The following is a 21,743-nucleotide window of genomic DNA, read 5'->3' on the forward strand; positions in this document are numbered from 1 at the left end:
GTGCTGGGTAGCTCCTGAAGAACCGCTGAGAGCGAACCTTCGCTGCCGGGACGCAGCTGTCGCTGAGCCTGACCCGACCTCGACTAGACTCCCGATGCAGGAAGGGGAGAAAGCGGGTCGTCGCGTCGTGGAGGAACACCGATACAGGCGCATGTTCGCCTCCAGCCCCGTCGCGCAGGCTCTCTCCGACGCCGACGGATTGTTCGTCGACGTCAATGCCGCCTACTGCGAACTCGTCGGCTTGGCCTCCTCGGAGCTGATAGGTCGATCCGCGACGGTGCACACTCACCCGGACGATCTCGTACTCCACAGCAGCGTCGAGGATCTGATGGCCGTCGGGATGTCCGCAGACAAGCCTGTGAAGGTCGAGGTGCGGTTCGTACGACCGAACGACGAGATTCGCTGGGTTCTACTGACTCTCGTCCCCTTCACCGGCCCGTCCGATGCCGAGTGGACGCTCGCCGCCGTTCTGGATATCACCGAACGAAAGGAGGTCGAGGACGGCATCCTGAATGCGTCCAGAACAGATCAACTGACCGGGGCACTCAACCGTCGCGGCTGGTCGGACTACGCGGTGTCTGTCGTCGACAACGGTTCGGTCGACACAGTCGTCGCGGTTCTCGATCTGGACCATTTCAAACAGTACAACGACAGCTACGGCCACGCAGCCGGCGATGCGCTGCTCCGCGACTTCGCGTCGACAGCCCGCAGGTGCATCGGCCCCGACGGGCTTCTGGCACGATGGGGCGGAGAGGAATTCGTGATCACTCTGCGCAACTGCGATCGACGCGGCGCTCTCCTGTCGCTCGAAACTCTTGCCGCTGCCACCGCGTCTTCGGGTGTGACGTTCTCTGCGGGATATACACATCAGCGACCGAACGAAGGTCTTCGCCACACACTCGACCGAGCCGACGCACTGATGTTTCAGGCGAAGCGCGCCGGCCGAAACCGAATGGTCACCGACGAACCTCGCTGACACGCGGCAGGCGTCGAGTTGCTAGTTCGTGTACTCGTCCTGATCCGACAGGTTGAGGTGACATCCTGTTTGCGCGAACAGCGCAGCGGCCTCTCGTGATCCGAATCCGAATTGCACCTTGTCTGCACCGATCAATTGGACGTCGTGGTGACCGGGCTCGTCGACACGTACCCGCAATTGCGTCGCACCGACCCGAGCGCTCACATCTTTCACCACCGAAAGGGCCTGCGGCCATGCGCCGTCGGGGATCGGGCCGTCGAACACCACGTTGCGCAAGGCCAGTGCAGACGCGCTGCCCGGGTCGCCGGGAACGGCCTCGCAGGGGATTCTCAGCGGCTCTCTGTTCCACCGCCAGCTGAGTCCGGGCACGACGCCGACGACCCCATCCGCCATCTCGATCACCAACGGCTCGAGCCGCGCCGCCTCTTCCTCCGCGGTGCCCTTCGCATACAGCGCATCCTTGATCGCTGCCACGTCCTGATCGTTCACCGTCGGCTCCTCTACATCGGCACCGCATCCTGCAACTACGCCGACAATCGCGAGAGCTGCTGCGGCCACGCGAATTATTGTGCGATTCACTGCATTACCAAGTCTGGTCTACCGATTCCGATGACCGCGAGGTTGTATCCCGACGTTCTCAGCATGCCGTTGTCTCCTGATCTGGTGTATTCGGAATGGCCGGACGACCCGTCGCGGAGGACTCCTTCCGCGCTGATACCTGCCTCGGAGGAGAGCTGTTGGAAGTTGTTGTTGTACGGCCCGGCTTCGAAGAGCGCGAACGGTCCGAAGTGACCGGCGGTCGTCACCATGTCTCCGTCGGCGTCTATCGCCCACACGTGCTCGTACGGCATCCCCATCGACGACGGGGCGACAGCGTTCAACCCGGGTGAGCCGTAGAACACCGCGTCGTCGACCACCTCGGATCCGCCCTGCTGCAACGCTTCCGAGGTGGTCAAGGAGCCATAGGAGTGCCCGAACGCGCTGATGTGCGGATCGGCAACCGTGGACGCCGCGTCGAGGCCCCGGTAGTACGAGGAGAGCGTTCCGCCTGCCTCTGTCGCTCTGTCGTCGGACAGGACGTCGCCGATTCCATCGACTGCGTCGAGCAGTCCCGGACGATTCGAGCTCTGGGGTGGTTCGTAACCGATCCAGGCGACATTGGCCACGGTGTCGTCGACGTTTCCTTCCAAGTCCAACTGGTTTCTCATCTCCCCGTTCAATACCGCGGCCTCACTCACCATCGACGTCAACGATCCGTGCACGGTGGTGTCGAAGCCGGGAGTGGTGACGGTCACGTGGTCGGCCGTGTCGGGATTCCCGATGGCCACGGCCGCGAGAGCTCGTTCGTGGTCGCTGACGTCGTACACCGTCAGCAGTGCCTCCGGGTGGTCTCTCAGCGCCTGATCGATGGCGTCGAGACTCGCGAGCTTGTTCCGAACCAGCGTCAGCCCGGCGTCGTCGTTGGATGCCCATCCCCCGAAGGTGTTGGAGTCCAGCTCGGCCCGCAGCTGCGCCTCGAGTGCCTGCAGGTGCTCGCGGTCGCCGGGGATCCGGCTGATGTTGGCCTCGCTCCGTGCGACGGAGGGAATGCCGTCGAGGTTGCCGATGACGGTAGGATGCTCGGCGATCATTTCGGCGCGCTGAGCCTCGGGCAGCGCGTCCCAATAGGCATCGATCTGCTGCGGGCTCGCGCCCTCGGGCGGGTACGGCGCAGACAACTCCCCCAGCCTGGATCCTGCGTCCAGGCTCGAGGTCAGATCGGTTGCCCCATCCGCCTGCAGCGTTCCGGCCGCGATACTGGAAAATACCTGCGCCCCATCGGAATCGACGTCGAAAGCCTGCATGATGAGGGCATGTGCGCCATCGTGCAGTTCCCGCTTCACAGCCTCGCGGGCGGCGAGGGCCACCGGGTCGGTCGGCAACACCGCGAACGACGCATCGACGACCGATCCGTCCGAAGCGATCAGCATCAGGTCGGCAGAGGCCCTCGCTCGTAATCCAGCGAGCTGCGCTTTGAGGTGGGTGACGGCATCGATTGTCTGCTGGGTGAGTGTTCTGATGGCCCCGAGTTCGACGGCTTCGCGGTTCACTTCGTCCTGCGTCATCCCGTATGCGCCGCGAGCGGTGGCAGCGGCCTCACCGTCCCAGCCGGGCAGCCTGGCCAGGGACGCCAGATCTGCCTGAACGGTGGTCAGAGCATCCACTCGTGCGGTCAGTGAGGATTCGGTCGCGTCGAGCGCGCCGATGTCCCAGTTGTCTATCGCGGTCAGATCCATGGCTCCCCCCGGCACCTCGCCCGTCCCCACCGGCCCCGGTCATTAGATCATTCGGGTCGCGGCAGAGGTGGGTCTACAGCCGCAAACCCGAGTCCGACGCGGCAGCCACTACCGCGCTCTGCGTCGCGTCATCGGTCTGCTCGTAGCCGTGCGCTGCGCTGGCCAGGCCCGATGCGAGGTTCTCGCATGCATCCGCGAGGGTACGGCGGCGAACCGAGAGCTCATCGACGAAGTCCTCGAAAGCCGGCCGCGCACTCGGACCCCAGCCCTGCCCGCAACCCGCCAGCACATCCTCGGTCGCCCTGAGCCGCTGATCGGCGTCATCGGCAGCAGAGCGTGTGTTCGACGCGGCCGCCCACAGCACCGCAGGATCGACAGTTACCCCCTCCCCCATCATGTGCGGTCCCGCACCACTCCCCCTGGCGAATGCCCACTGTACAGAGGCAGCCGGCCGATGGTCGGAACGATGAAAGAGGGACGATGGGTGACACATTCGGGCATGATGTAGCGATGACTACCAGCGTCTTGGCTGCTTCGGAGTCGGGTGTGTCCGCAATTGCGTTGTGGACCTTGATCATCGTGGTGCTCGCGGCGATCGGTGCCGCGTGGGCGGCGCTGAGTGTGCGTCGTGTCGGCGCGAACGAGGATGTCATGTCCCGGGAGATGGCGGCACTGCACACGGCCGTCGACCGTCAGGTGCGTCAGTCGAGTGACAACGACTCGTGGAATCGCGACGAGGTGACCGCGCGATACCAGGAATTGCTCTTCGCCCTCTCGAATGTCGATCGGGTTGTGTCCGAAGAGATTTCGGCTGCCGTGGTGTCGACACCGGTGGGCGATCTCGGCGCTGCGACCCGATCACTGAACAAGGCCTACGACCAGCTGAATCTGGCGCTCACCGCGGCGCTGGTGGTTGCCCGCAGACGCGTCCATCCATTGGCGTTGGAATTGTCGACGGGTATCGATCGCCGGGTGCTGACGCCGCTGGCACCCGAATCCGGGATCCCCGCTCCCGCACACGAACGGCTGCAGAGCGAGCATGCGTACATCAAGAAGATGCATTCGTTGTTGCTGCAGGCGATGCGTGCCGATCTGGGTCTGCTCGATCCCAGTGTCGAGGCGACACTGATCTTCACCACGAAAGAAGTGGAATCGGGACTGCTGGCCGATCGGTCGACGGCGGCCGGGCGCAGTGGCGTGCAGCTGATCGACCTCCTCGAAGACTTCGGTGTGACACCGTTGCTCGGCGCGGACGACGACTACGTGATGTCCGACGACCTGCTGATCCAGTGCGAAGTGCTCTACGCCGCGGTGAGCACCACTTTCCAGGCGGTGATGCGCCACATCGGCGACGAGATCCATCTCGCGGTTCGCCCCGATCTCACCGACGAACGACTCGGCGAAATCTACGAGATCGCCGTCCGACTGGTCGAAGCCGGATTACGCGGAAACATCCACCGCAGAGACGGACTCGACGGCAGCAGCCTGTTCCTCGTCGAGCCGACGCATCGAGCCGGAATGGATCGGGTGTAGCGCCGAGCTAGACCGGCCGAAAGCCCGCCCCCGGCGCTCCCGATGCGCTCAGCAATCGCAGCGATTCGGGTGCGGACGCATATGCGGTGGGACTGATCAGTGGCTCGCCGGAGGCGTGACTGGCGATGCCGACGAGCGTGGTTCCGATCACCAGTGGCCCACCGGAGTCGCCCCAGACGGTGATGGCGTCGGACATCAGGTCGCTGCCACGAGCGTCGACGATGCTCCCACAGGTCAACCCACTGCCGAGGCCGGTTTTGCAGACCTGCTGGCCCACCGATCCGGTGCCGACGTCCGTCACGGTGACGCCGCCCAAGCTGGAGACGGGCGTGACGGCGGCGGGATCGAGAACGATGACGCCGTAATCCGGCCCCCAATGCTCGACGGCCGTGGTGCCGACCGGCGCGGTCGGCGATCCCACGAGAGTGACGGGGAGGCCGGGCCGGAGGATGCAGTGACCTGCGGTGAGGGCAACGAGCCGGCCGGCATTGTCGTATCCGACGGCAGCGATGGAGCACACCGTCAGGTCGTCGAGGCCTCCGGTGGTGACGAAACCACTACCGGGTCCGACGACCGGTAGTGGTGCGGCAGCAGCGGTTCCGGGGGCCATCGCGCTGACCGCCAGCACCGCGGCAGCGAACAGTCCACTGACACAACCGAGTCGAGCCTTCTTCATGGTGGGCATTCCTTGTCGACGAACGTTCGGGGCGGGACGCACATCGGCGGCCCGATCCTGGCCCTGTGAACGTACTTCAGGAACGCATCACGAGCGAACCGTGCGACATCGAATCAGCACCGCAACTCCCATCCCGATCGAAGCCAGGATCAACGGTGCAGCTATGGCCATGTTTGCGCCGATGGCGATGAACAGGACGAGAAGCGCCAGAGCCGCGAGAAAGTACACAGCGGCGAAACGTGGCGTCCAGAGAACTGTGCTCATGGATCCTCCTCAGCAGAAGCTATCTCACTCGGACAATGGACGAGACAGTCCCCGACCACGACCGTGGTCATGGAGCCCGGACCACGCACCCTTTCGTTAGCCAGAGTACTTAGTTGAACCCTCCAGTCAAGCGTCGGTCGCAACATCACTTCGCAGGTATGTCTCCGGCTTCGAGCGTGAACTGCACGACGTCGATGCGTGAATTCTTGAATCGTTCCGACGACCCGGTGAGGTACTGAACGTACTTGTCGTACGTAGCCTCCGAGGACACGGCAATCGCCGCCTCCCGCGAAGCAATCAGTTTCTCGGCCCACGTGTCGAGGGTCCTCGCGTAGTGCAGCCTCAGGGGATGCTCCCGAAGTAACTCGAAGCCTGCCTCGGCCGCCTTCGCTTTCACGGTCTTGACCAGCGTCAACTGCCCGCCGGGGAAGATGTCGCGCAGAATGAAACGGGAGAAGTGCGCATCCTCACGGGTGAGTCCACCCCCGCCGGAGGCCGGATCGGGCGGCGTGATCACGATGGTGTGCAACAACATTCGCCCGCCTGGCCGCAACACCGAGCGGCACTTGGCGAAGAAGGCAGAGTATCGCTGACGCCGAAAGTGCTCGAAGGCGCCGATGCTGACGATGCGGTCGACGGGCTCGTCGAATTCCTCCCACCCCTGCAACCGGATGTCGACGACGCGCTCGCTCGGCAGCTCGGCTACCAGCGCTCGGGCCTTGTCGTGCTGATTTCGGCTCAAGGTCAGACCGATGACGTTGACGTCGTACTTCTCGACGGCCCGCTTCGCGAGAGCGCCCCATCCACAACCGATGTCGAGCAGCGTCATCCCCGGCTCGAGGTCCAGCTTGCCCAGGGCCAGGTCGATCTTGGCGGTCTGCGCCTCCTCGAGCGTCATGTCCTCGCGCTCGAAGTAGGCGCAGCTGTACGTCATGCTCGGATCGAGGAACAGCGCGAAGAAATCGTCCGACAGGTCGTAGTGTGCCCGGACGTCATCGACGAACGGCTCCAGTTGTTCGCTCATCACGCGACGCCCTTCCCCACAGAATCGGTACCGATCACTCGGCCTAGTGCCCGGGCACCGCGCTCGCCCAGCATGTCTTCGTGTTCCACATCGACCCGGTGAACCGAGATCCGGCCGTCGACGAAGTCCGTCCATTGCTGCGCACCGTGCGAGCCGCGGGCGGCAAAATAGTGCACCGGCCCCTCGAACACCGCCGGTTCGTACGACGCCACCCAGCCGGGGGACGATACGACCGGCCGGAACATCCGGCGCAGATGATCCTCGGTGAGAAAAGCCAATTCGCTTCTCGTACTGCGCAATCGATCCACGATTGCCTCGAACGAGCCGCCTTCGACCCCGAGTTGACGGGCGAGATCTTCGATCTCGAACTCCGCGACACCCTCCGGTGCCGTGAGCTGTGCATCGACGAGTGCGAGCAGTGCCACGTCCTCGCCGTCCGACTGCAGTTGCGCCGCAACAGCATGCGCGATCACGCCGCCGAGCGACCACCCGAGCAGGTGATAGGGCCCGTGGGGCTGCACAGTGCGAATCTCCTGCACGTACCTGGCGGCGAATTCCTCGATCGACGACGGTGCGGCGTCGACGTTCGAGATACCCGGATCCTGTAATCCGTACAACGGGCGGTCTGTCTCGCCCAGTCAACGACAGGTAACTCCACGCGATTCCGATGGCCGGATGCACACAGAACAGCGGGGCACCGACGCCGTCGGCCCGGACTGGGAGCACCACCTCGAACGCAGCATCAGAGAGGGCACCGACGCTTTCTCCTGCGTCGAGTTGCGCTGCCAGGGCGGCGATCGTCGGGTGCATCAGCAACAGGCTGATCGGAAGCCGGCGATCCAGCCGGTCCCCGAGTGCATCCATCACCTGCACCACCGAGAGAGAGTGCCCGCCGAGGTCGAAGAAGTTGTCGTCGATCCCGATGTGTTCGGCGGCAATGTCCAGAACGTCGGTGAACTGCGCGTGCACCAGGTGTTCGCTCGGTGAACGCGGGGGACGCCGTTCACTCGACAGAACCGACGGGGTCGGCAGCATTCGTACATCGACTTTGCCGGACAACGTCATCGGAAGCGCGTCGACGACGGTGACGGTGGTCGGCACCATGAATGCCGGCACCGTTCCCGCCAAGAAGTCACGCACTGCCCGCGGTTCGACCGAGCCCACCACGTACGCAGCCAACGAGTGCGCGTGGCCGATCACGCTGGCCTGGCGCACCTCCGGGTGACGCAGCAGAGCCGCCTCGACCTCGGCCAGCTCGACGCGATGGCCGCGAATCTTGACCTGTGAATCCACTCGGGCCAGATATTCGAGTTCGCGTGCACCGGAACGAATCACCCAGCGCACCAGGTCGCCGGTTCGGTACAAACGGCCGTCGCCGAACGGATTGGCAACGAAACTGCTTGCCGTCATGCCGGTTCGACCGACGTATCCCTCGGCAAGACCTGCCCCGCCCAGGTAGAGCTCCCCCACGACGTTGTTTCCCACCGGGCGCAGACGCGTATCGAGCACCACTGCGTCGTAGCCCCGAATCGGTCCGCCGATGGTCACCGGGCCCGCCGCACCGGTCAGGCCCCAGTCACGCTGGTCCGTCGTGCAGGTACTCATGACGGTCCCCTCGGTGGGACCGAAGGCGTTGAACACCGAGCGACGACGCGACCATCGTTGCAGCAGAGCGGAATTGACGGCCTCGCCCGCCATGACGATCACCCGAAGCGATGGAGTTGCTGCCGAATCGGTGACCTGCAGGACGGTCGGCGTGAGGCACGCGTGGGTGACTCCGTACCGATCTATCAGCGCTTCGAGCTCCCGACCGCCGTGCACGTCGGACGGCACGATCACCGAGCCGGCCCCGGCTCCCACCGCCATCAGCATCTCGAAAATCGACGCATCGAAACTCGGTGATGCGAATTGAAGAACCCTGGAGTCCGGCTCCACGCCGAACAGCTCTCGCTGACTCTGCACGAGATTTGCGATGCCGCGGTGCGTCACCCGAACGCCTTTCGGTGCCCCGCTGGATCCAGAGGTGTAGATGACGTAGGCCACGCTGCTCAGCGGTGGTCGACGCGCCTCGACGTGGTCGAGCTCCTCACCGGTGATCGTCAGCCAGTCGCTACCGGCCGAACCGAAGTCCACGGACGAGATTCCTGTGACCGGGGCAGCGTCGTCGAGAATCTCCTGTATCCGTGCAGCAGGCTGCGACGGGTCGATCGACAGGAACCCGGCACCGGCCTTGGCCACGGCCCACACTGCGGTGACATATCCGACCGATCGTGGCAGCGCGACCGCTACCAGATCTCCCAGCCGGATGCCCGACCGTACGAGCCTGTCTGCCAATGCATTCGACTGCCGATCCAGGTCTCGGTAGGTCAGCGCCCTCGAGCCGTCGATCACGGCGACGTTCTCGGGCCAGGTATTCGCCGCCTGCTCGAACACCGTGGCCAGTGGGTACTGCTCGGGCGCGCTCTCCTGGCGAGAGACCCCGACCGATGGGCCCTGTCGGAAGTCCGCGCTGCCGAGGCGAATGTCCGGTGTGGTCGACACCAGATTCAGCACCGCGGTCAGACGCTCCGCGAATCCGGCGATCACGGCGTGCGAGAACCTGGTGGCGGAGTATCCGAGCTGTCCGGTGAGCCCGGCCTCGGACTCGTCGACCAGGACCTCGAGGTCGAATTGGGTGTCGGTGATGTCCACGCGCCGCGGGACGATCGGCTGGGACTCCAGTTCGATGCTGGGAGTTGCCGTGTCTCCGAAAGCCAGCAGCACTTGGAAGAGCGGGTGTGTGTCGACGGCGCGGGTAGGTTGCACTGCGTCCACCACCGACTCGAACGGCACGTCCGAGTTCGCGAACGCATCGAGGTCCCGGTCGCGTACCTCGGTCACGAAGTCCTCGAACGTCGTCGACGGATCGACGTCCGTCCTGAGCACGACGGTACCGACGAACATGCCGACGAGGTGGTCGAGCGCCGGGTCGGCTCGTCCCGACACCGGCGTCCCGATGGCGATGTCCTGGGTGCCACTGGCCTCGGCGAGTACGGCGGCCAGCGCTGCATGGACGACGACGAACACGGTCGCACCCAGCCGATGCGCGAGCGACCGGAGTCGAGCCAGATCTTCCGGGCTCACCGAGAACTCCACCGGCGTCGCCTCGTGTGACGCGTCCGGGGTTCCGGTCGGCAGGTCGAGAAATTCGGGTAGGCCGGCGAGGGTGCGACGCCAGAGCTCGAGCTGATCGGACGCCACCGCGTCCAGGACATCGTGCTGCCACAGCCGATAGTCCGAGTAATCGACTGCGAGCGTATCGAATTCGGGGGCCGAACCGGACGTCCTGGCCAGCAGAGCGATCTCGAGGTCTCGGGCCAAGGGGCTAAGCGACAGCCCGTCGATCGCGATGTGATGGGCGACGACGGTGAGCACCCGCTCGCCGCCTCGTTCGGTGCACACCAATCGCAACGGCGCTTCGACGGTCAAATCGAAGCCGTGCAGTGTCGATGCATCGACGCTCGCGTGCGCGTCGTCCAACGTCGACAGCACGATCTGCGGATCGAGAACAACCGTGACGGGACCGTCGCCGGTCGAGGGGTACACCGTGCGCAGCGGTGTGTGCCGCTCGAGTACATCCGCGATCGCAGCACGCAGGACGCCCGGATCGAGGTCGGCCGGAAGCGGCACCTCGAAGGCGATGTTGTACGCGGCCGATGCCGGATCGTATCGATTCTGCAGCCAGATTCGTCGTTCGGCCGGTGCCAGGCCGGAGTACGAGCGCGCGTCGCCGCGGTGCACCAGGGCAGGCAACGGTATGTAGTTCTCGGACAGTGATTCGATCGCCGATGCGAGCTGTGTCGCGGTGGGCGACTCGAAGATCGTGCGCACCGGAACTCGGGTGCCGAGCGCCGCACCGATCCGGGTGGCGGCCCGCGTCGCGGCGAGCGAGTCTCCGCCGAGGACGAAGAAATTGGCGTCGACGGCCGGATTCTCGATGCCCAACGTGTCGGCGAAAATCCCGAGGATGACGTCCTGCGCCAACGTGCGAACGGCACCCCCGTCGCCGACGGTGGGGTCCTGAGCATCCAACGCCCCGAGGTCCACCTTGCCGTTGTCGGTCAACGGAATCCGGTCGATCTGCGCGATGGCGGCCGGCATCATCGCGAGCGGAAGGTGCTTCAGCAGCCACTGCGCGGCCTCCTGCTCGTCGATACCCACCACCCAGGCGAGCAGTCTGTTCTCACGTACCGCCGCTGCTGCGCCGCGCACATCGGGGTGTGCGAGGAGAGCAGACTCGATGTCTCCCAGCTCGATTCGTACACCACGGACCTGAACCTGAGAGTCGCGGCGGCCCCGGTACTCCAGCAGACCCGAGACACCCCGGCGCACCAGATCACCGGTTCGGTAGAGCCGGGTGCCGCCCTGGCCTGCCACGAACCGCTCGGCCGTCGCCGCCGTACCGAATCGGTACCCGCGCGCCAACCCGACCCCGCCGAGATACAGCTCCCCGATGCCCCCGGGTAGCACCGGGTGCAACCGGTCGTCGAGCACGAATGCACCCACGTGATCGAGCGGTCGACCGATCGTGACCGGCTCACCGGCGCGGAGCGATTCGGCCAACGTGGCCACCACCGTCGCCTCGCTGGGGCCGTAGGCGTTGAGCATCGACCGTTCGGGTGCCCACGCGTCCACGACGTCCGAGCCCAGCACGTCTCCCCCGACGGCGACAGTCTCGATACCCGCCGTCGGCGGCACCGTCGCAAGCAAAGCAGGTGTGGACAGGTAGTGAGTCACGCGATGCTCGGTGAGAAATGCCGACATCTCGTCTCCGCCGAGCAGGTCGGGCGGCGCGATCACCATCGTCGCGCGGGCCCCGAACGCCAGCACGAGTTCGAGAATCGCGGCATCGAAGTTGACCGAGTATCCCTGCAGCACTCGAGAATTCGACGATACGCCGTATGGTCCCACCACCTGCCGCGCTAGCGCGTACACACCTTGGTGCGTCACCACCACGGGCTTGGGTGTTCCCGTGGAGCCCGAGGTGTGAATCACGTAAGCCGGGTGTGCAGGGTGCAGCGTTCCCAAGCGCTCCTGGTCGGTCACGGGCTGGTCGCTCAGTGGCTCCGCCTGATTCTCGTAGAGCCAGTTCACTCCTGGTTCGAGTCCACCGAAACCTATCTCGATGTGCGCCAACATCTGCTCTCGACGAATCGCCGGATAGCGCGGATCCACGGGCACGAACGCGCCGCCGGCCTTCACCACGGCCCACAGGGCAACGATGTACTCGGCCGATCGCTCGAGCGAGAGTGCAACAAGAGTTTCCGGTCCGACGCCGTGTGCGATCAACAGTCGAGCAATCCGGTTCGAGCGAGAATCGAGCTCGGCGTAGGTCAGTGATTGCAGACCGTCGATGGCGACAGAATCCGAGAGAGCACTCGTAGGAAATACGTCGAGCAGCGTCCCCTCGGGCTGCGGCAACGGCAGAGCCGGATCGTCGGCAAGAGCGAGGTCACCGATGACGAAATTGGGGTCCGCCACGGCTGCGTTCAGTATGTTCAGAATCGCCGACGCGAACTGTTCGACGGTGGCCTGCTGGTACAGGTCCAGCGCGTACTCGATCTGCCCGGCCAACGAGGCCGAATCCTCGTGCCCATCCTCGAGCACGAGGTTGAGGTCGAATTCTGAGGTACGGGTGGGGATCTCCAGCACCGCCACCGGCAGATCCTCCACCGATCGGTGCGGCGCGTTGGCGAAGGCCAGCATCACCAAGAACAGCGGATGCCGGTCGAGGAATCGGTCGGTGACCAGGGTGTCGACGATGCGCTCGAACGGAACGTCTGAGTGCGAGAACGCATCGAGGTCTGCGGTCCGCACTGCGCCGAGCAAGTCCGCGAAACTGGCGGCGGGGTCCACGGTGACTGCGAGAGGGAGGGTTCCGACGAACATTCCGACCATTTCGTCGAGCGCTTCGTGACCTCGCCCCGCAGATGGGGACCCGATGACCACCCGGTTGGAGGTGCCGAATCGACTCAGAGCGGCAGCGACCGCAGCATGGACCACCATGAACGTGGTCGAGTTGGTCGATCGGGCCAGCTCACGAATCCCCGCGTGCAGCTGTGCCCCGATCTCGAACGGAACCGCACCGGTGATCATCGATTGCACTGCGGGCCTGGGAAAATCGGTCGCTAGCTCGGCCAAAGCGGTATCGCTGCCGTCCAGGACCGAATCACCCAGGACCGAGGTCCAGAACTCGAGCTGCTCGTCGGCGACGGTGTCCACGTAGGCCCGATTCCATACCGCGTACTGGCTGTACTGTGCGCGCAGTCGTGGCCACGTCGGCGCGTGGCCTGCGCTGCGCGATGCGTGCGCGAAAGCGAAGTCGCGGACCAGCGGGTCGATCGACCAGCCGTCCATCGAAATGTGGTGCACGACGACTACGACAACGGTGTCACCGGATTCTTCCACGCTCAGAAGTGTTGCGCGGATGGGTACTTCGTCCGCCACATCGAATCCCTGCGCCGCAGCCGCCACTACCGCAGAGTCCAGATCGCGCTCCGACACGGCCTGTGCGGGTACGTCGACGAGGACGGTATCGGTGGGCCGCACCACCTGGCGCGGACCATCGCCGTCGTCCGGGTAGTACGTGCGCAACGATTCGTGGCGATCGGCCACGTCGCGAAGCGCCGTCAGGACCAATGCGGTGTCCTCGCCGCCGCTGACACGGATGGCAATCGGCATGTTGTATGCCGGCGATGCCGGATCGAACCGATTGACGAACCACATCCGCTGCTGCGCGTAGGACAGCGGGATACGTTCGGGCAGAACGGTATCGAGCAGATCCAGGGATACCTCCTGCGTCGCGGACACATCGATGGCCGCCGCGACTGCGCGGACCGTGGGGTCGGCGAACAGCGCGGTCAGTGAGATCGACGAACCGAGGCGTGCGAGAACTCGAGTCGCACTGAGCGAGTCACCGCCGAGCTCGAAGAAGGAGTGCTCGCGGCCGACCTTGTCGACATCGAGGACATCGGCGAACGCTGCGGCCACCGTGCGTTCAGTATCGGTCTGGGGTGCAACGTATTCGGTGTGCGTCGGCGCGGTGGGGGCGGGAAATGCCCGGCGGTCGACCTTGCCGCCGGGCGTCATCGGCAGTGCATCGAGCACCACGATCTGGCTGGGAACCATCCACGCGGGCAAACGGTTCCGAAGGTGGCTCTCGAGACCCTCCGAGGCTCCGGTGACGTACAGGACCAGTCGGTTCTCGCGGATCACCGCCGCAGCGGCAGTCACTCCGGCGAAAGTCGTTGCCGCGAATTCGATCTCGCCGAGTTCGAGACGTCGCCCGTTCAGTTGGATCTGCTGGTCGCTGCGGCCGAGGTACTCGAGCGACGAACCGTCGACGGCCCACCGGACGATGTCGCCCGTGCGGTACAGCCGCGCACCGTCCATGCCCGGGTCTGCGACAAACCGCAGCGATGTCGAGCCAGCCTGCCCGTCGTATCCACGGGCGATGCCGTCACCACCGAGGTACAGCTCGCCGACGCCTCCGTGCGGAGTGGGCCGCAGCTGGGCGTCGAGCACCAATGCGCGGACGCCCGGCAGCGGCGCGCCGATGGTGACGCGGCCATCGGCCGTCATCGGGGCCGACACCGTCGCAAGTACCGTCGCCTCGGTCGGTCCGTAGGCATTGAGCATTGTCCGCTCGGCAGAGGCGAAGCGATCGCGCAACGCAGGAGAGCACTCTTCTCCGCCGACGTCGAAGACCTCGATGGAGCCGAGGTCTTCCGGGTCGAGTGTCGCCAGCACTGTGGGCGAGGTGATCAGATGCGTGATCTTCTCGTCGTCCAGCAGTTGGGCGAGGGCAGGCCCGGCGTACACGTCGGCCGGGGCGAGGACGAGGGTGCCGCCCGCAGCGAACGCGGCGAGAATCTCTTGGATGGACGCGTCGAAGACCGGCGAGGCCGCGTGCAGCACGCGTGAGTCGGCGGTGACGGCGTACCGCTCGACGACGTTGGCGGCCAGTTGCGCGAGTCCACGATGGGTGACGCTGACGGCCTTGGGTTTTCCGGTCGACCCCGAGGTGTGGATGACGTAGGCCTCGTTGTCGAGGTGCACCGCCGGCTGAGTGAACGGTAGCGCCTCCGCGTCGAGCAGGTCCTCGATGGCGAACCAGCGGATGGCGCTCGGAAGGTGTTGCAGCACAGGTCGAGTGGTGATACCGAACTCGACGCGTGCATCAGCGAGCATGGCGGCCAACCGCTCGGCAGGCTCAGTGGGGTCGAGGGGGACGAACGATGCGCCGGTGGTCGAGACCGACCATACGGCCAATACGGATTCGTAGGAGCGTGCCAGCGCAACGGCCACGCGCGTCTCCACATCTACGCCATGCACGATCAACTGCGCCGCAACATGTTCCGCAGCCGCGGTGAACTCAGCGCTGGATCGATCGATTCCCCCTGCCCGCACCACTGCGCCACTCGTCAGCATCGAGGGCAGCAGGGCAGGTGCCGCGGTGGCCGCTGGATGCGCCTGCAGCAGTTGGGCCTTCTCCTCTTCGCCCAGCACATCCAGCTCCGACACTGTGAGTCCCTCGGGCGCACTCACCAGCGCACGCAGCAGGACGAGGAATCGGCGGTGGTGGGCGGCCAGCTCGTCGATGGTGTAGAGGGCCGGGTCCCCGAGGAAGTCGACGCGGGTACTCGTGCCGGCGACACCGGGGTAGACGTTGACCATCATGTCGTCGATGGGGCCGCTGGAGAGCACGCGGTATTCGCCGATGACGTCGCCGAGCCGAATTGTGCTGTTGTACATCATGATGTTGACCGTGGGACCGAACACACCGCGTCCCGCTGCGGCACTGCCGGTGCCGTCGCCGGTGGACCGCTGCATGTCCTCGACGCGGAACCGCTGATGACGAAGTGCGCCGGTGAGTTCCACCTGGATCCGTCGGAGTAGTTCTTCGACGGTGACCCCTGGTTCGACACCGATACGCAGCGGCACGACGTTGGACATCATGCCGGACGATTCGCGCAGTTTGGTGGTTGCTCGGCCCGATACCGGCAAGCTGAGCATGACGTCTTCGGTGTCGGTCATGCGCGCGAGATAGAGCGCGAACGTGGCGAGCACGACGGGGACATCGGAGGAGTTGTACCGATGTGCCACTGCGGCAACGGCTTCGGTGAGGTCTGCATCCAGAACAGCACCGACACTGACCGTCACTCCACTGGGGGCGGCAGGTTCGTGCGGGCTACCGGCCAGCCTGGGGGCCTCGAGGTGGCCGTCGAGTCGACCGAGCCAGTACTGACGATCGGTCTCGTAGCGGGAGGAACTGGGGTACGCGGCCTCGTAGTCGTAGATCTCGCGCACTCCGATGGCGCGGGTCTTCGGGATCTCGGTGCCCTGGATCAAGGCGGTGTACACCGTGGCGGTGCGCTCCTGCACCGAAATTGCGCCCAGGCCGTCCATTACGATGTGGTGAGCCCGGCTGTACCAGTAGTAATGGCATTTGCCCACCTGGATGATCTCGGACGCGATCAGTTGGTCGCGAACCAGATCCACGGGTTGCCGGTATTGCTCGTCCATGTAGCGCTGGGCATTCTCGATGGGATGCTCGCGATCGGTGAAGTCGCGGTAGATCATTGCGTACGGCACCCGGAGGTCCGACCACTGGTACGGGTGACCGTCCTCCACACCGATTCGCACGGCCGGCGATTCGAGACGCCGGCAGGCGATGTCCGTCGCACGAATCAACACGGAGGGGTCGATATCGCCGCGGATCTCGACGTATTGAGCGATGGTGAAGGGCACGTCCGGTGCCAGTTGCTGAGCGAGGTAGATATTCATCTGAGCAGCCGACAGGGGGAAGCGGCCGTCCTCGAACCGCTCACCCGACTCTGGCGACACTCCCCGACCTCCTCAACGCACGCGCCCTGACTACTTCGATTGGCCGGCGCGCCGCTCATAGCGTTGATGTTTCATCGCCCGTTACAAACTAGTCGACACGGTGTGAATGCTCTACCTGGATCGAACGGCAGGTACGCCAGATCTGCTACTCCCCTTTAGGCTGTGCACTCGAATACATTTCCTCGACCGAGAGGCCACCGACGATGGCAACCAGTTCCACCGATACCCGCGGTCGGAAATCGGGCAGAAAGCGGCCGATTCTCATCGCGGTGGGGGCATTTCTGGTCATTGTCATCGCTTTTGTGGTGTGGCTTGGTTACGAGTCCTATTCCGCGCAGTCGAGTCTGACCGCTACGCGCGACTCGGCCACACAGGCCAAGGACGCATTGCTCGACGGCGACTCGGCCGGAGCCGAGGCAGCAGCGGCGCTCGCCTCCGAATCCGCGAACGATGTGGTCTCGGCGACGACGTCAATCCCGTTTTCCATAGCCAAAGCCGTTCCTTACCTCGGCAGTCCCCTGAAATCGGTAGCGCAGATCAGCGATGTGGTGCAGGGATTGGCCGACGACGTGCTTGCCCCCGCGTCGGCAGCGGGTGCCAGTCTGAATCCGAGCAGCCTCGTCGAGGGCGGCGGCAAGGTGGACACTGCGGCTCTGCGGGACGCGCAACCGGTACTGCAGCAGACGTCCGCAGCGGCCGACGAGCTCAGTGAGCGTGCCCAGCAGGTGGACGAGCCCGCCTTCCTCGGCGTGGTGGACGAGGCCCGCACGTCGCTGATCGATCAGACTCACGAACTCGCGAATCTGCTCACCAACACCCGTATCGCCAGTGAACTGCTGCCGTCGATGCTCGGCGACAACGGCCCGCGCAGTTACTTTCTCGCGTTCCAGACCAATGCCGAGGCCCGCGGCACCGGCGGATTGCTCGGCGGCTACGGAATCATCCGCGCGGAGAACGGAACCGCCAGGGTCGATACGCTCGGCAGCAACAACGAACTCGCATTCGCCCAGCAACCGATCGATCTCGGTGCGGAGTACAACGCGCTGTGGGGTCCGCGCAACACCACCACCGACTTCCGAAACTCGAACGCCAGCCCGCACTTTCCGTATGCGGGCCAGATCTGGTCGTCGATGTGGACCGAGCAGACGGGTGAGGTGCTCAACGGCACCATCGCTACCGATCCGATCGCCCTGAGCTACATCCTCGGAGCCACCGGCCCGGTGACACTTGCCGACGGCGAGCAGATCACCGCCGACAACGTCGTCGAAATCACTCTCAGCACAGCGTATTCCAGGTTCGGTGACGATCAAGCTGCCCGTAAGGCGTACCTGCAACAGATCTCATCCGCCGTGGTCGCAAAGATGGTCAACGGCACCGCCCCCAGTAGCTCATTGCTCGACGCGGTCGGCCGGGCCGGCAGCGAGGGGCGCATCTCGATCTGGAGCGCCGATCCTGCGGAGCAGGCCGTTCTCGCCGGAACCAAGGTGGGCCATACGCTGCCCGACAGCCCCGCTCCGTACGCCAACGTGGTGGTCAACAACGCCGGCGGCAACAAGCTCGATTACTACCTGGCGCGCGACATTTCGTACACCGCTACGTCGTGCACCGATGGCACCCGGACATCGACGGTGACGGCCACTCTCACCAATACCGTGAACCCGGACGGGTTGACGCAGTACGTGGCGAGCACCTTCCAACCCAACGTGCCGTACGGCACCAACGAGGCGATCGTCTACCTCTACGGAACGCAGGGTGCGACCATCACCGCGATGAAAGTCGATGGTGTGACGGCATTCTCGATCCAGAGTGGTACCGAGCTCGGGCGCCCGGTGAAGGCTGCCTACGTGACGATCCCGCCCGGCGAATCTCAGACGGTCACGTGGGAGCTGCAGGAACCGTCGAGCGCGGGTGCCGCGACGGTGCCGGTCCAGCCCTTGGTGAATCCGGCAGCCGTCACCATCGACGTACCCCAGTGCTGACGGGTTAGATAGGTCGGAAGCCCGACCCCGGCCCACCGGCGGCATCGAGCAGATCGAGCGATGCCGCCGCGGAGGCGTACACAGTCGGACCCAACACGGGTACCGAGTCCGCGTGACTCGCGATTCCGACGAGTGTGGTTCCGCTGACGAGCGCGCCGCCCGAGTCTGCCCAGACGGTCGGTGTGTCCGTGGTGATATCGCCGCCGGCGCGCACCTCGAGCACTGTCCCGCAAGTGATTCCGGACGCAGCACCACCCTTGCAGACGCGCTGTCCCGGGGTGGCCCTACCGATATCCGTCACGGTCACACCGCCGGCGGACGACACCGGAACGACCTTCGCGGCGTCCAACACGATGACGCCGAAATCCGGACCCCAATGCCCGGAGGCGGTGGTTCCGACAGGCCCGACCTGTGGGTTACCGATGAGGGTGACCGGCAGACCAGGTGCCAGCACACAGTGTCCGGCCGTGAGACCGACGAGCCGGCCCGCGGCGTCGTACCCGACTGCTGCGAAAGAACACGCGGTGAGATCGTCGAGTCCCCCGGTTGTCACGTATCCGGTGCCGGGCCCCACCACTGCAATTGGTGCGGCGGTCGCCGGGGCTGCGAAAAAGAACACGTTGGCAGCGGCCACCACGCCGAGCATCGGCAGAACTCTCACTCTTCGTCACGCCTGACTGTCGGTGCCGCGCCCCGCCGTCTCGGGCTTGCCGCCGGGACGGCAGATGCCGAGCCGCCATGGCCATTCCGCGCTGACGACGTCGAGTTGTCAGCAAGGAGTGTGGGGGAAGTGGTCGGCGCGGCGGGGTTCAGCGTCTGACGCCCGAGCGTCTTGTCCGTCTCGTAGTAGTACGAGTAGCCCTCTGCGCCCTTGCGTCCACTGGGCATCATGGTGAGTACCGCGCCGAGGACGCGTGCCCCGATCTTCTCCAGGTTCTCCACCGCGCGACCGACCTCGGCTTCGCTGGTGTGACCGTAGCGGGCGACAATCAACGCGCCATCGCTGTGCGCCGTCAATACTGCCGAGTCGGTGACCGGCAACAACGGCGCTCCGTCGATGATGACGAAGTCGAACATCCCGTGCAGATCCGCAATCACTTGACGTGCTGTTTCGGAGCCCAGAAGTTCCGACGGATTCGGCGGGATGGGACCCGACGCCAGTGCCTGCAATCCCTCGAACTTGGTGGGTTGCAACACATCCTTGAGTCCGGCCTGGCCTGCGAGGACGGTCGAGAATCCGACCGCACCGATGAGACCGAGGTACTTGGACACCCGGGGGCGTCGCAAATCACCTTCGACCAGGGCGACCTGGTGCCCGGCCTCGGCCAACGCGAGGGCGAGGTTGACCGCCACCGTGGTCTTGCCCTCGGTGGGTACGGCGCTGGTGACGACGATGACACGGGGCGGGTGATCGACCTCAAGGAACTGCAGGTTGGTACGCAGTTCTCGGAATGCCTCCGCGCTCGAAGAATGCCCGCCGCCGAAGGGCACGACTGTATTGTCTGTGAACGCCTTGTCGAATGGGATCGACCCGACGAGCGCAGCCCCGGACGCAGCCTCGAGCCGCGCTCGGGTCTTGATGGTGTTGTCCATCCTGTCGCGCAGCACGGCCAGTGCAATACCGAGCAACAGGCCCACTGCTGCGCCGAGAGCGATGTTGCGCACCGTCTTCGGACCGATCGGTGCCGCAGCCTCCTTCGCTTCTTCCACCAGCCGGACTCCGGCGATCGGTGCACCACCGTCCTCCGGTGTCTCGAGTTCGCGGACTAGCGTCGTGAGCTGTACCGCCAGCGAGTTCGCGATGTCGCGGGCCAGGCCGGGCGAACTGTCCACAACACACATGTCAAGCAGGACGGTGTCCGGCGTCGAGGTAGCGGTCACCTCTGCGGCCAGCTCCGCAGGGGTCATCGCCAAGCCGAGTTCCGCGATGGTGCGCGCAGCAAGTGTTTCACCGGTGACCAGTTCCGAGTACGAGGCCACCCGCTGCTGCGAGAACAGGTTGCCCTGGTAGCTCTCGCTCACCGACGTCCCACCCGAGGTGGATACGAAGACTCGACTGCAAGACTGGTAGGTGGGGGTGGTCAGTAGAGAGACCGCGAGCGCACCCAGAACGGCGACGGCAACGGTGACGACGATGACCAGCCATCGCGTCCTCAGGATCCGGAGGTAGTCCTGGATTTCCACGTGGGGCTCCCTAATCTGTGTACAACGCTTTGATGATGGTTCCATGTATCGGATGTTCGGGCACGGTTACGGCATCGGATCCGACTTTCCTGTCAGCGTGAACTGCACGACGTCGATGCGCGAATCCTCGAATCTTGACGAGCTCCCGGTGAGGTACTCGACGTACTTCTCGTAGGTCGCCTGGGAAGACAGCGCTATGGCCTGCTCGCGCGAGGCGACGAGCCTGCCCGCCCACTCGTCGAGCGTCCGTGCGTAATGCGGGCCGAGCGCCTGCTCGCGGCGTAATTCGAATCCGGCCTCGGCCGCCTTCGACTTCACCATCTTCGCCAGCGTCAGCTGCCCGCCTGGAAAGATGTCGCGGACGATAAAGCGCAGGAAGTGTGCGTCCTCCCGGGTCAGACCTGCTGCGCCAGAGCCAGGTTGAGGCGGCGATACGACGATGGTGTGCAACAGCATTCGCCCATCGGGCCGCAACAGCGAGCGGCACTTCGCAAAGAAGGCGGAGTGCCGCTGACGCCGAAAATGCTCGAATGCTCCGATGCTGACGATTCGGTCGACCGGCTCGTCGAATTTCTCCCACCCTTGCAACCGGATGTCTGCGACCCGTGTGCTCGACAGTTCGGCCACGACCTTGCGGCCCTGGTCGTACTGGTTTCGGCTCAGCGTCAGACCGATGACGTTGACGTCGTACTCCTCGACGGCCCGTTTCGCCAAGGCTCCCCACCCGCAGCCGATATCGAGCAGGGTCATCCCCGGTTGCAGATCCAGCTTGCCGAGGGCCAGATCGATCTTGGCCATCTGCGCTTGTTCGAGCGTCATATCTTCATGCTCGAAGTAGGCGCAGCTGTAGGTCATGCTCGGATCGAGAAACAACCCGAAGAACTCGTCCGACAGGTCATAGTGCGCCCGAACATCATCGACGTACGGTTCCAACTGCTTGCTCATC

The 21,743-nt window shown here is 64.9% G+C and carries 13 protein-coding genes and 1 pseudogene; 3 read left to right on the forward strand and 11 right to left on the reverse strand.

The window, feature by feature from the left end:
* Positions 1–94 precede the first annotated feature (94 nt).
* Positions 95–976: a GGDEF domain-containing protein gene (locus RHODMAR_RS01320; protein WP_008710450.1), complete on the forward strand. Its 882-nt coding sequence runs from the start codon at positions 95–97 to the stop codon at positions 974–976.
* A gap of 21 nt (positions 977–997) precedes the next feature.
* Here RHODMAR_RS01320 and RHODMAR_RS01325 read toward each other — a convergent pair whose 3' ends face one another.
* From RHODMAR_RS01325 to RHODMAR_RS01335, 3 genes are all read right to left on the reverse strand, one after another.
* Positions 998–1,534 (reverse strand): LppA family lipoprotein, encoded by a 537-nt coding sequence (locus tag RHODMAR_RS01325; RefSeq protein WP_157225936.1) that lies wholly within the window; start codon positions 1,532–1,534, stop codon positions 998–1,000.
* Positions 1,535–1,551: 17 nt separating this feature from the next.
* Positions 1,552–3,252 (reverse strand): alpha/beta hydrolase, encoded by a 1,701-nt coding sequence (locus RHODMAR_RS01330; RefSeq protein WP_042937505.1) that lies wholly within the window; start codon positions 3,250–3,252, stop codon positions 1,552–1,554.
* Between the two features lie 73 nt (positions 3,253–3,325).
* Positions 3,326–3,649: a WXG100 family type VII secretion target gene (locus tag RHODMAR_RS01335; protein WP_157225937.1), complete on the reverse strand. Its 324-nt coding sequence runs from the start codon at positions 3,647–3,649 to the stop codon at positions 3,326–3,328.
* 113 nt (positions 3,650–3,762) lie between these two features.
* Between RHODMAR_RS01335 and RHODMAR_RS01340 the strand changes: the two genes are divergently transcribed.
* Positions 3,763–4,785 (forward strand): hypothetical protein, encoded by a 1,023-nt coding sequence (locus RHODMAR_RS01340; protein ID WP_081605865.1) that lies wholly within the window; start codon positions 3,763–3,765, stop codon positions 4,783–4,785.
* Between the two features lie 7 nt (positions 4,786–4,792).
* On the opposite strand, the gene RHODMAR_RS01345 is transcribed toward RHODMAR_RS01340, so the two are convergent.
* From RHODMAR_RS01345 to RHODMAR_RS01355, 5 genes and pseudogenes are all read right to left on the reverse strand, one after another.
* Positions 4,793–5,461 carry a hypothetical protein gene (locus RHODMAR_RS01345; RefSeq protein ID WP_008710459.1) on the reverse strand — a complete coding sequence of 223 codons (669 nt, stop codon included), beginning with the start codon at positions 5,459–5,461 and terminating at the stop codon, positions 4,793–4,795.
* Positions 5,462–5,548: 87 nt separating this feature from the next.
* A complete protein-coding gene (locus RHODMAR_RS28065; protein ID WP_157225938.1) occupies positions 5,549–5,725 on the reverse strand; it encodes a hypothetical protein in 177 nt (58 codons plus the stop codon).
* A gap of 145 nt (positions 5,726–5,870) precedes the next feature.
* Entirely contained in the window at positions 5,871–6,749 is an 879-nt protein-coding gene (locus RHODMAR_RS28070) for a cyclopropane mycolic acid synthase family methyltransferase (protein WP_042937507.1), read from the reverse strand.
* Positions 6,749–7,366: a thioesterase domain-containing protein gene (locus RHODMAR_RS28850; RefSeq protein WP_232433543.1), complete on the reverse strand. Its 618-nt coding sequence runs from the start codon at positions 7,364–7,366 to the stop codon at positions 6,749–6,751. Before RHODMAR_RS28850 ends, RHODMAR_RS28070 begins: the two co-directional genes overlap by 1 nt.
* Before the next feature lie 220 nt (positions 7,367–7,586).
* A pseudogene (locus RHODMAR_RS01355) lies at positions 7,587–16,574 on the reverse strand (amino acid adenylation domain-containing protein); the annotation flags it as partial.
* A 263-nt stretch (positions 16,575–16,837) separates the two neighbouring features.
* Here RHODMAR_RS01355 and RHODMAR_RS01360 point away from each other — a divergent pair.
* Complete coding sequence (locus RHODMAR_RS01360) at positions 16,838–18,613, forward strand: DUF4012 domain-containing protein (protein WP_008710464.1); 1,776 nt, start codon at positions 16,838–16,840, stop codon at positions 18,611–18,613.
* A gap of 4 nt (positions 18,614–18,617) precedes the next feature.
* Here the strand turns inward: RHODMAR_RS01360 and RHODMAR_RS01365 are convergent, their stop codons facing one another.
* The 3 genes from RHODMAR_RS01365 to RHODMAR_RS01375 all read right to left on the reverse strand — a co-directional run bounded on the left by RHODMAR_RS01365 (position 18,618) and on the right by RHODMAR_RS01375 (position 21,742).
* Positions 18,618–19,274 carry a S1 family peptidase gene (locus RHODMAR_RS01365; RefSeq protein ID WP_232433539.1) on the reverse strand — a complete coding sequence of 219 codons (657 nt, stop codon included), beginning with the start codon at positions 19,272–19,274 and terminating at the stop codon, positions 18,618–18,620.
* On the reverse strand, positions 19,271–20,797 hold the full coding sequence (locus RHODMAR_RS01370; RefSeq protein WP_008710468.1) for a polysaccharide biosynthesis tyrosine autokinase: 1,527 nt from the start codon (positions 20,795–20,797) through the stop codon (positions 19,271–19,273). The genes RHODMAR_RS01365 and RHODMAR_RS01370 overlap by 4 nt, the downstream gene beginning before the upstream one ends.
* Before the next feature lie 66 nt (positions 20,798–20,863).
* Positions 20,864–21,742 carry a cyclopropane mycolic acid synthase family methyltransferase gene (locus tag RHODMAR_RS01375; RefSeq protein ID WP_008710470.1) on the reverse strand — a complete coding sequence of 293 codons (879 nt, stop codon included), beginning with the start codon at positions 21,740–21,742 and terminating at the stop codon, positions 20,864–20,866.
* Position 21,743 lies beyond the last annotated feature (1 nt).

This window comes from Rhodococcus sp. AW25M09 (assembly GCF_000333955.1).
Lineage (GTDB): Bacteria > Actinomycetota > Actinomycetes > Mycobacteriales > Mycobacteriaceae > Rhodococcoides.

Bases quoted from the DNA above. Each gene is read 5' to 3' on its own strand.
- RHODMAR_RS01340 (WP_081605865.1), top strand. From the start codon at position 3,763: ATGACTACCAGCGTCTTGGCTGCTTCGGAGTCGGGTGTGTCCGCAATT.
- RHODMAR_RS01345 (WP_008710459.1), bottom strand. From the start codon at position 5,461: ATGAAGAAGGCTCGACTCGGTTGTGTCAGTGGACTGTTCGCTGCCGCG.
- RHODMAR_RS01320 (WP_008710450.1), top strand. From the start codon at position 95: ATGCAGGAAGGGGAGAAAGCGGGTCGTCGCGTCGTGGAGGAACACCGA.
- RHODMAR_RS28070 (WP_042937507.1), bottom strand. From the start codon at position 6,749: ATGAGCGAACAACTGGAGCCGTTCGTCGATGACGTCCGGGCACACTAC.
- RHODMAR_RS01330 (WP_042937505.1), bottom strand. From the start codon at position 3,252: ATGGATCTGACCGCGATAGACAACTGGGACATCGGCGCGCTCGACGCG.
- RHODMAR_RS28065 (WP_157225938.1), bottom strand. From the start codon at position 5,725: ATGAGCACAGTTCTCTGGACGCCACGTTTCGCCGCTGTGTACTTTCTC.
- RHODMAR_RS01360 (WP_008710464.1), top strand. From the start codon at position 16,838: ATGGCAACCAGTTCCACCGATACCCGCGGTCGGAAATCGGGCAGAAAG.
- RHODMAR_RS01375 (WP_008710470.1), bottom strand. From the start codon at position 21,742: ATGAGCAAGCAGTTGGAACCGTACGTCGATGATGTTCGGGCGCACTAT.
- RHODMAR_RS01335 (WP_157225937.1), bottom strand. From the start codon at position 3,649: ATGATGGGGGAGGGGGTAACTGTCGATCCTGCGGTGCTGTGGGCGGCC.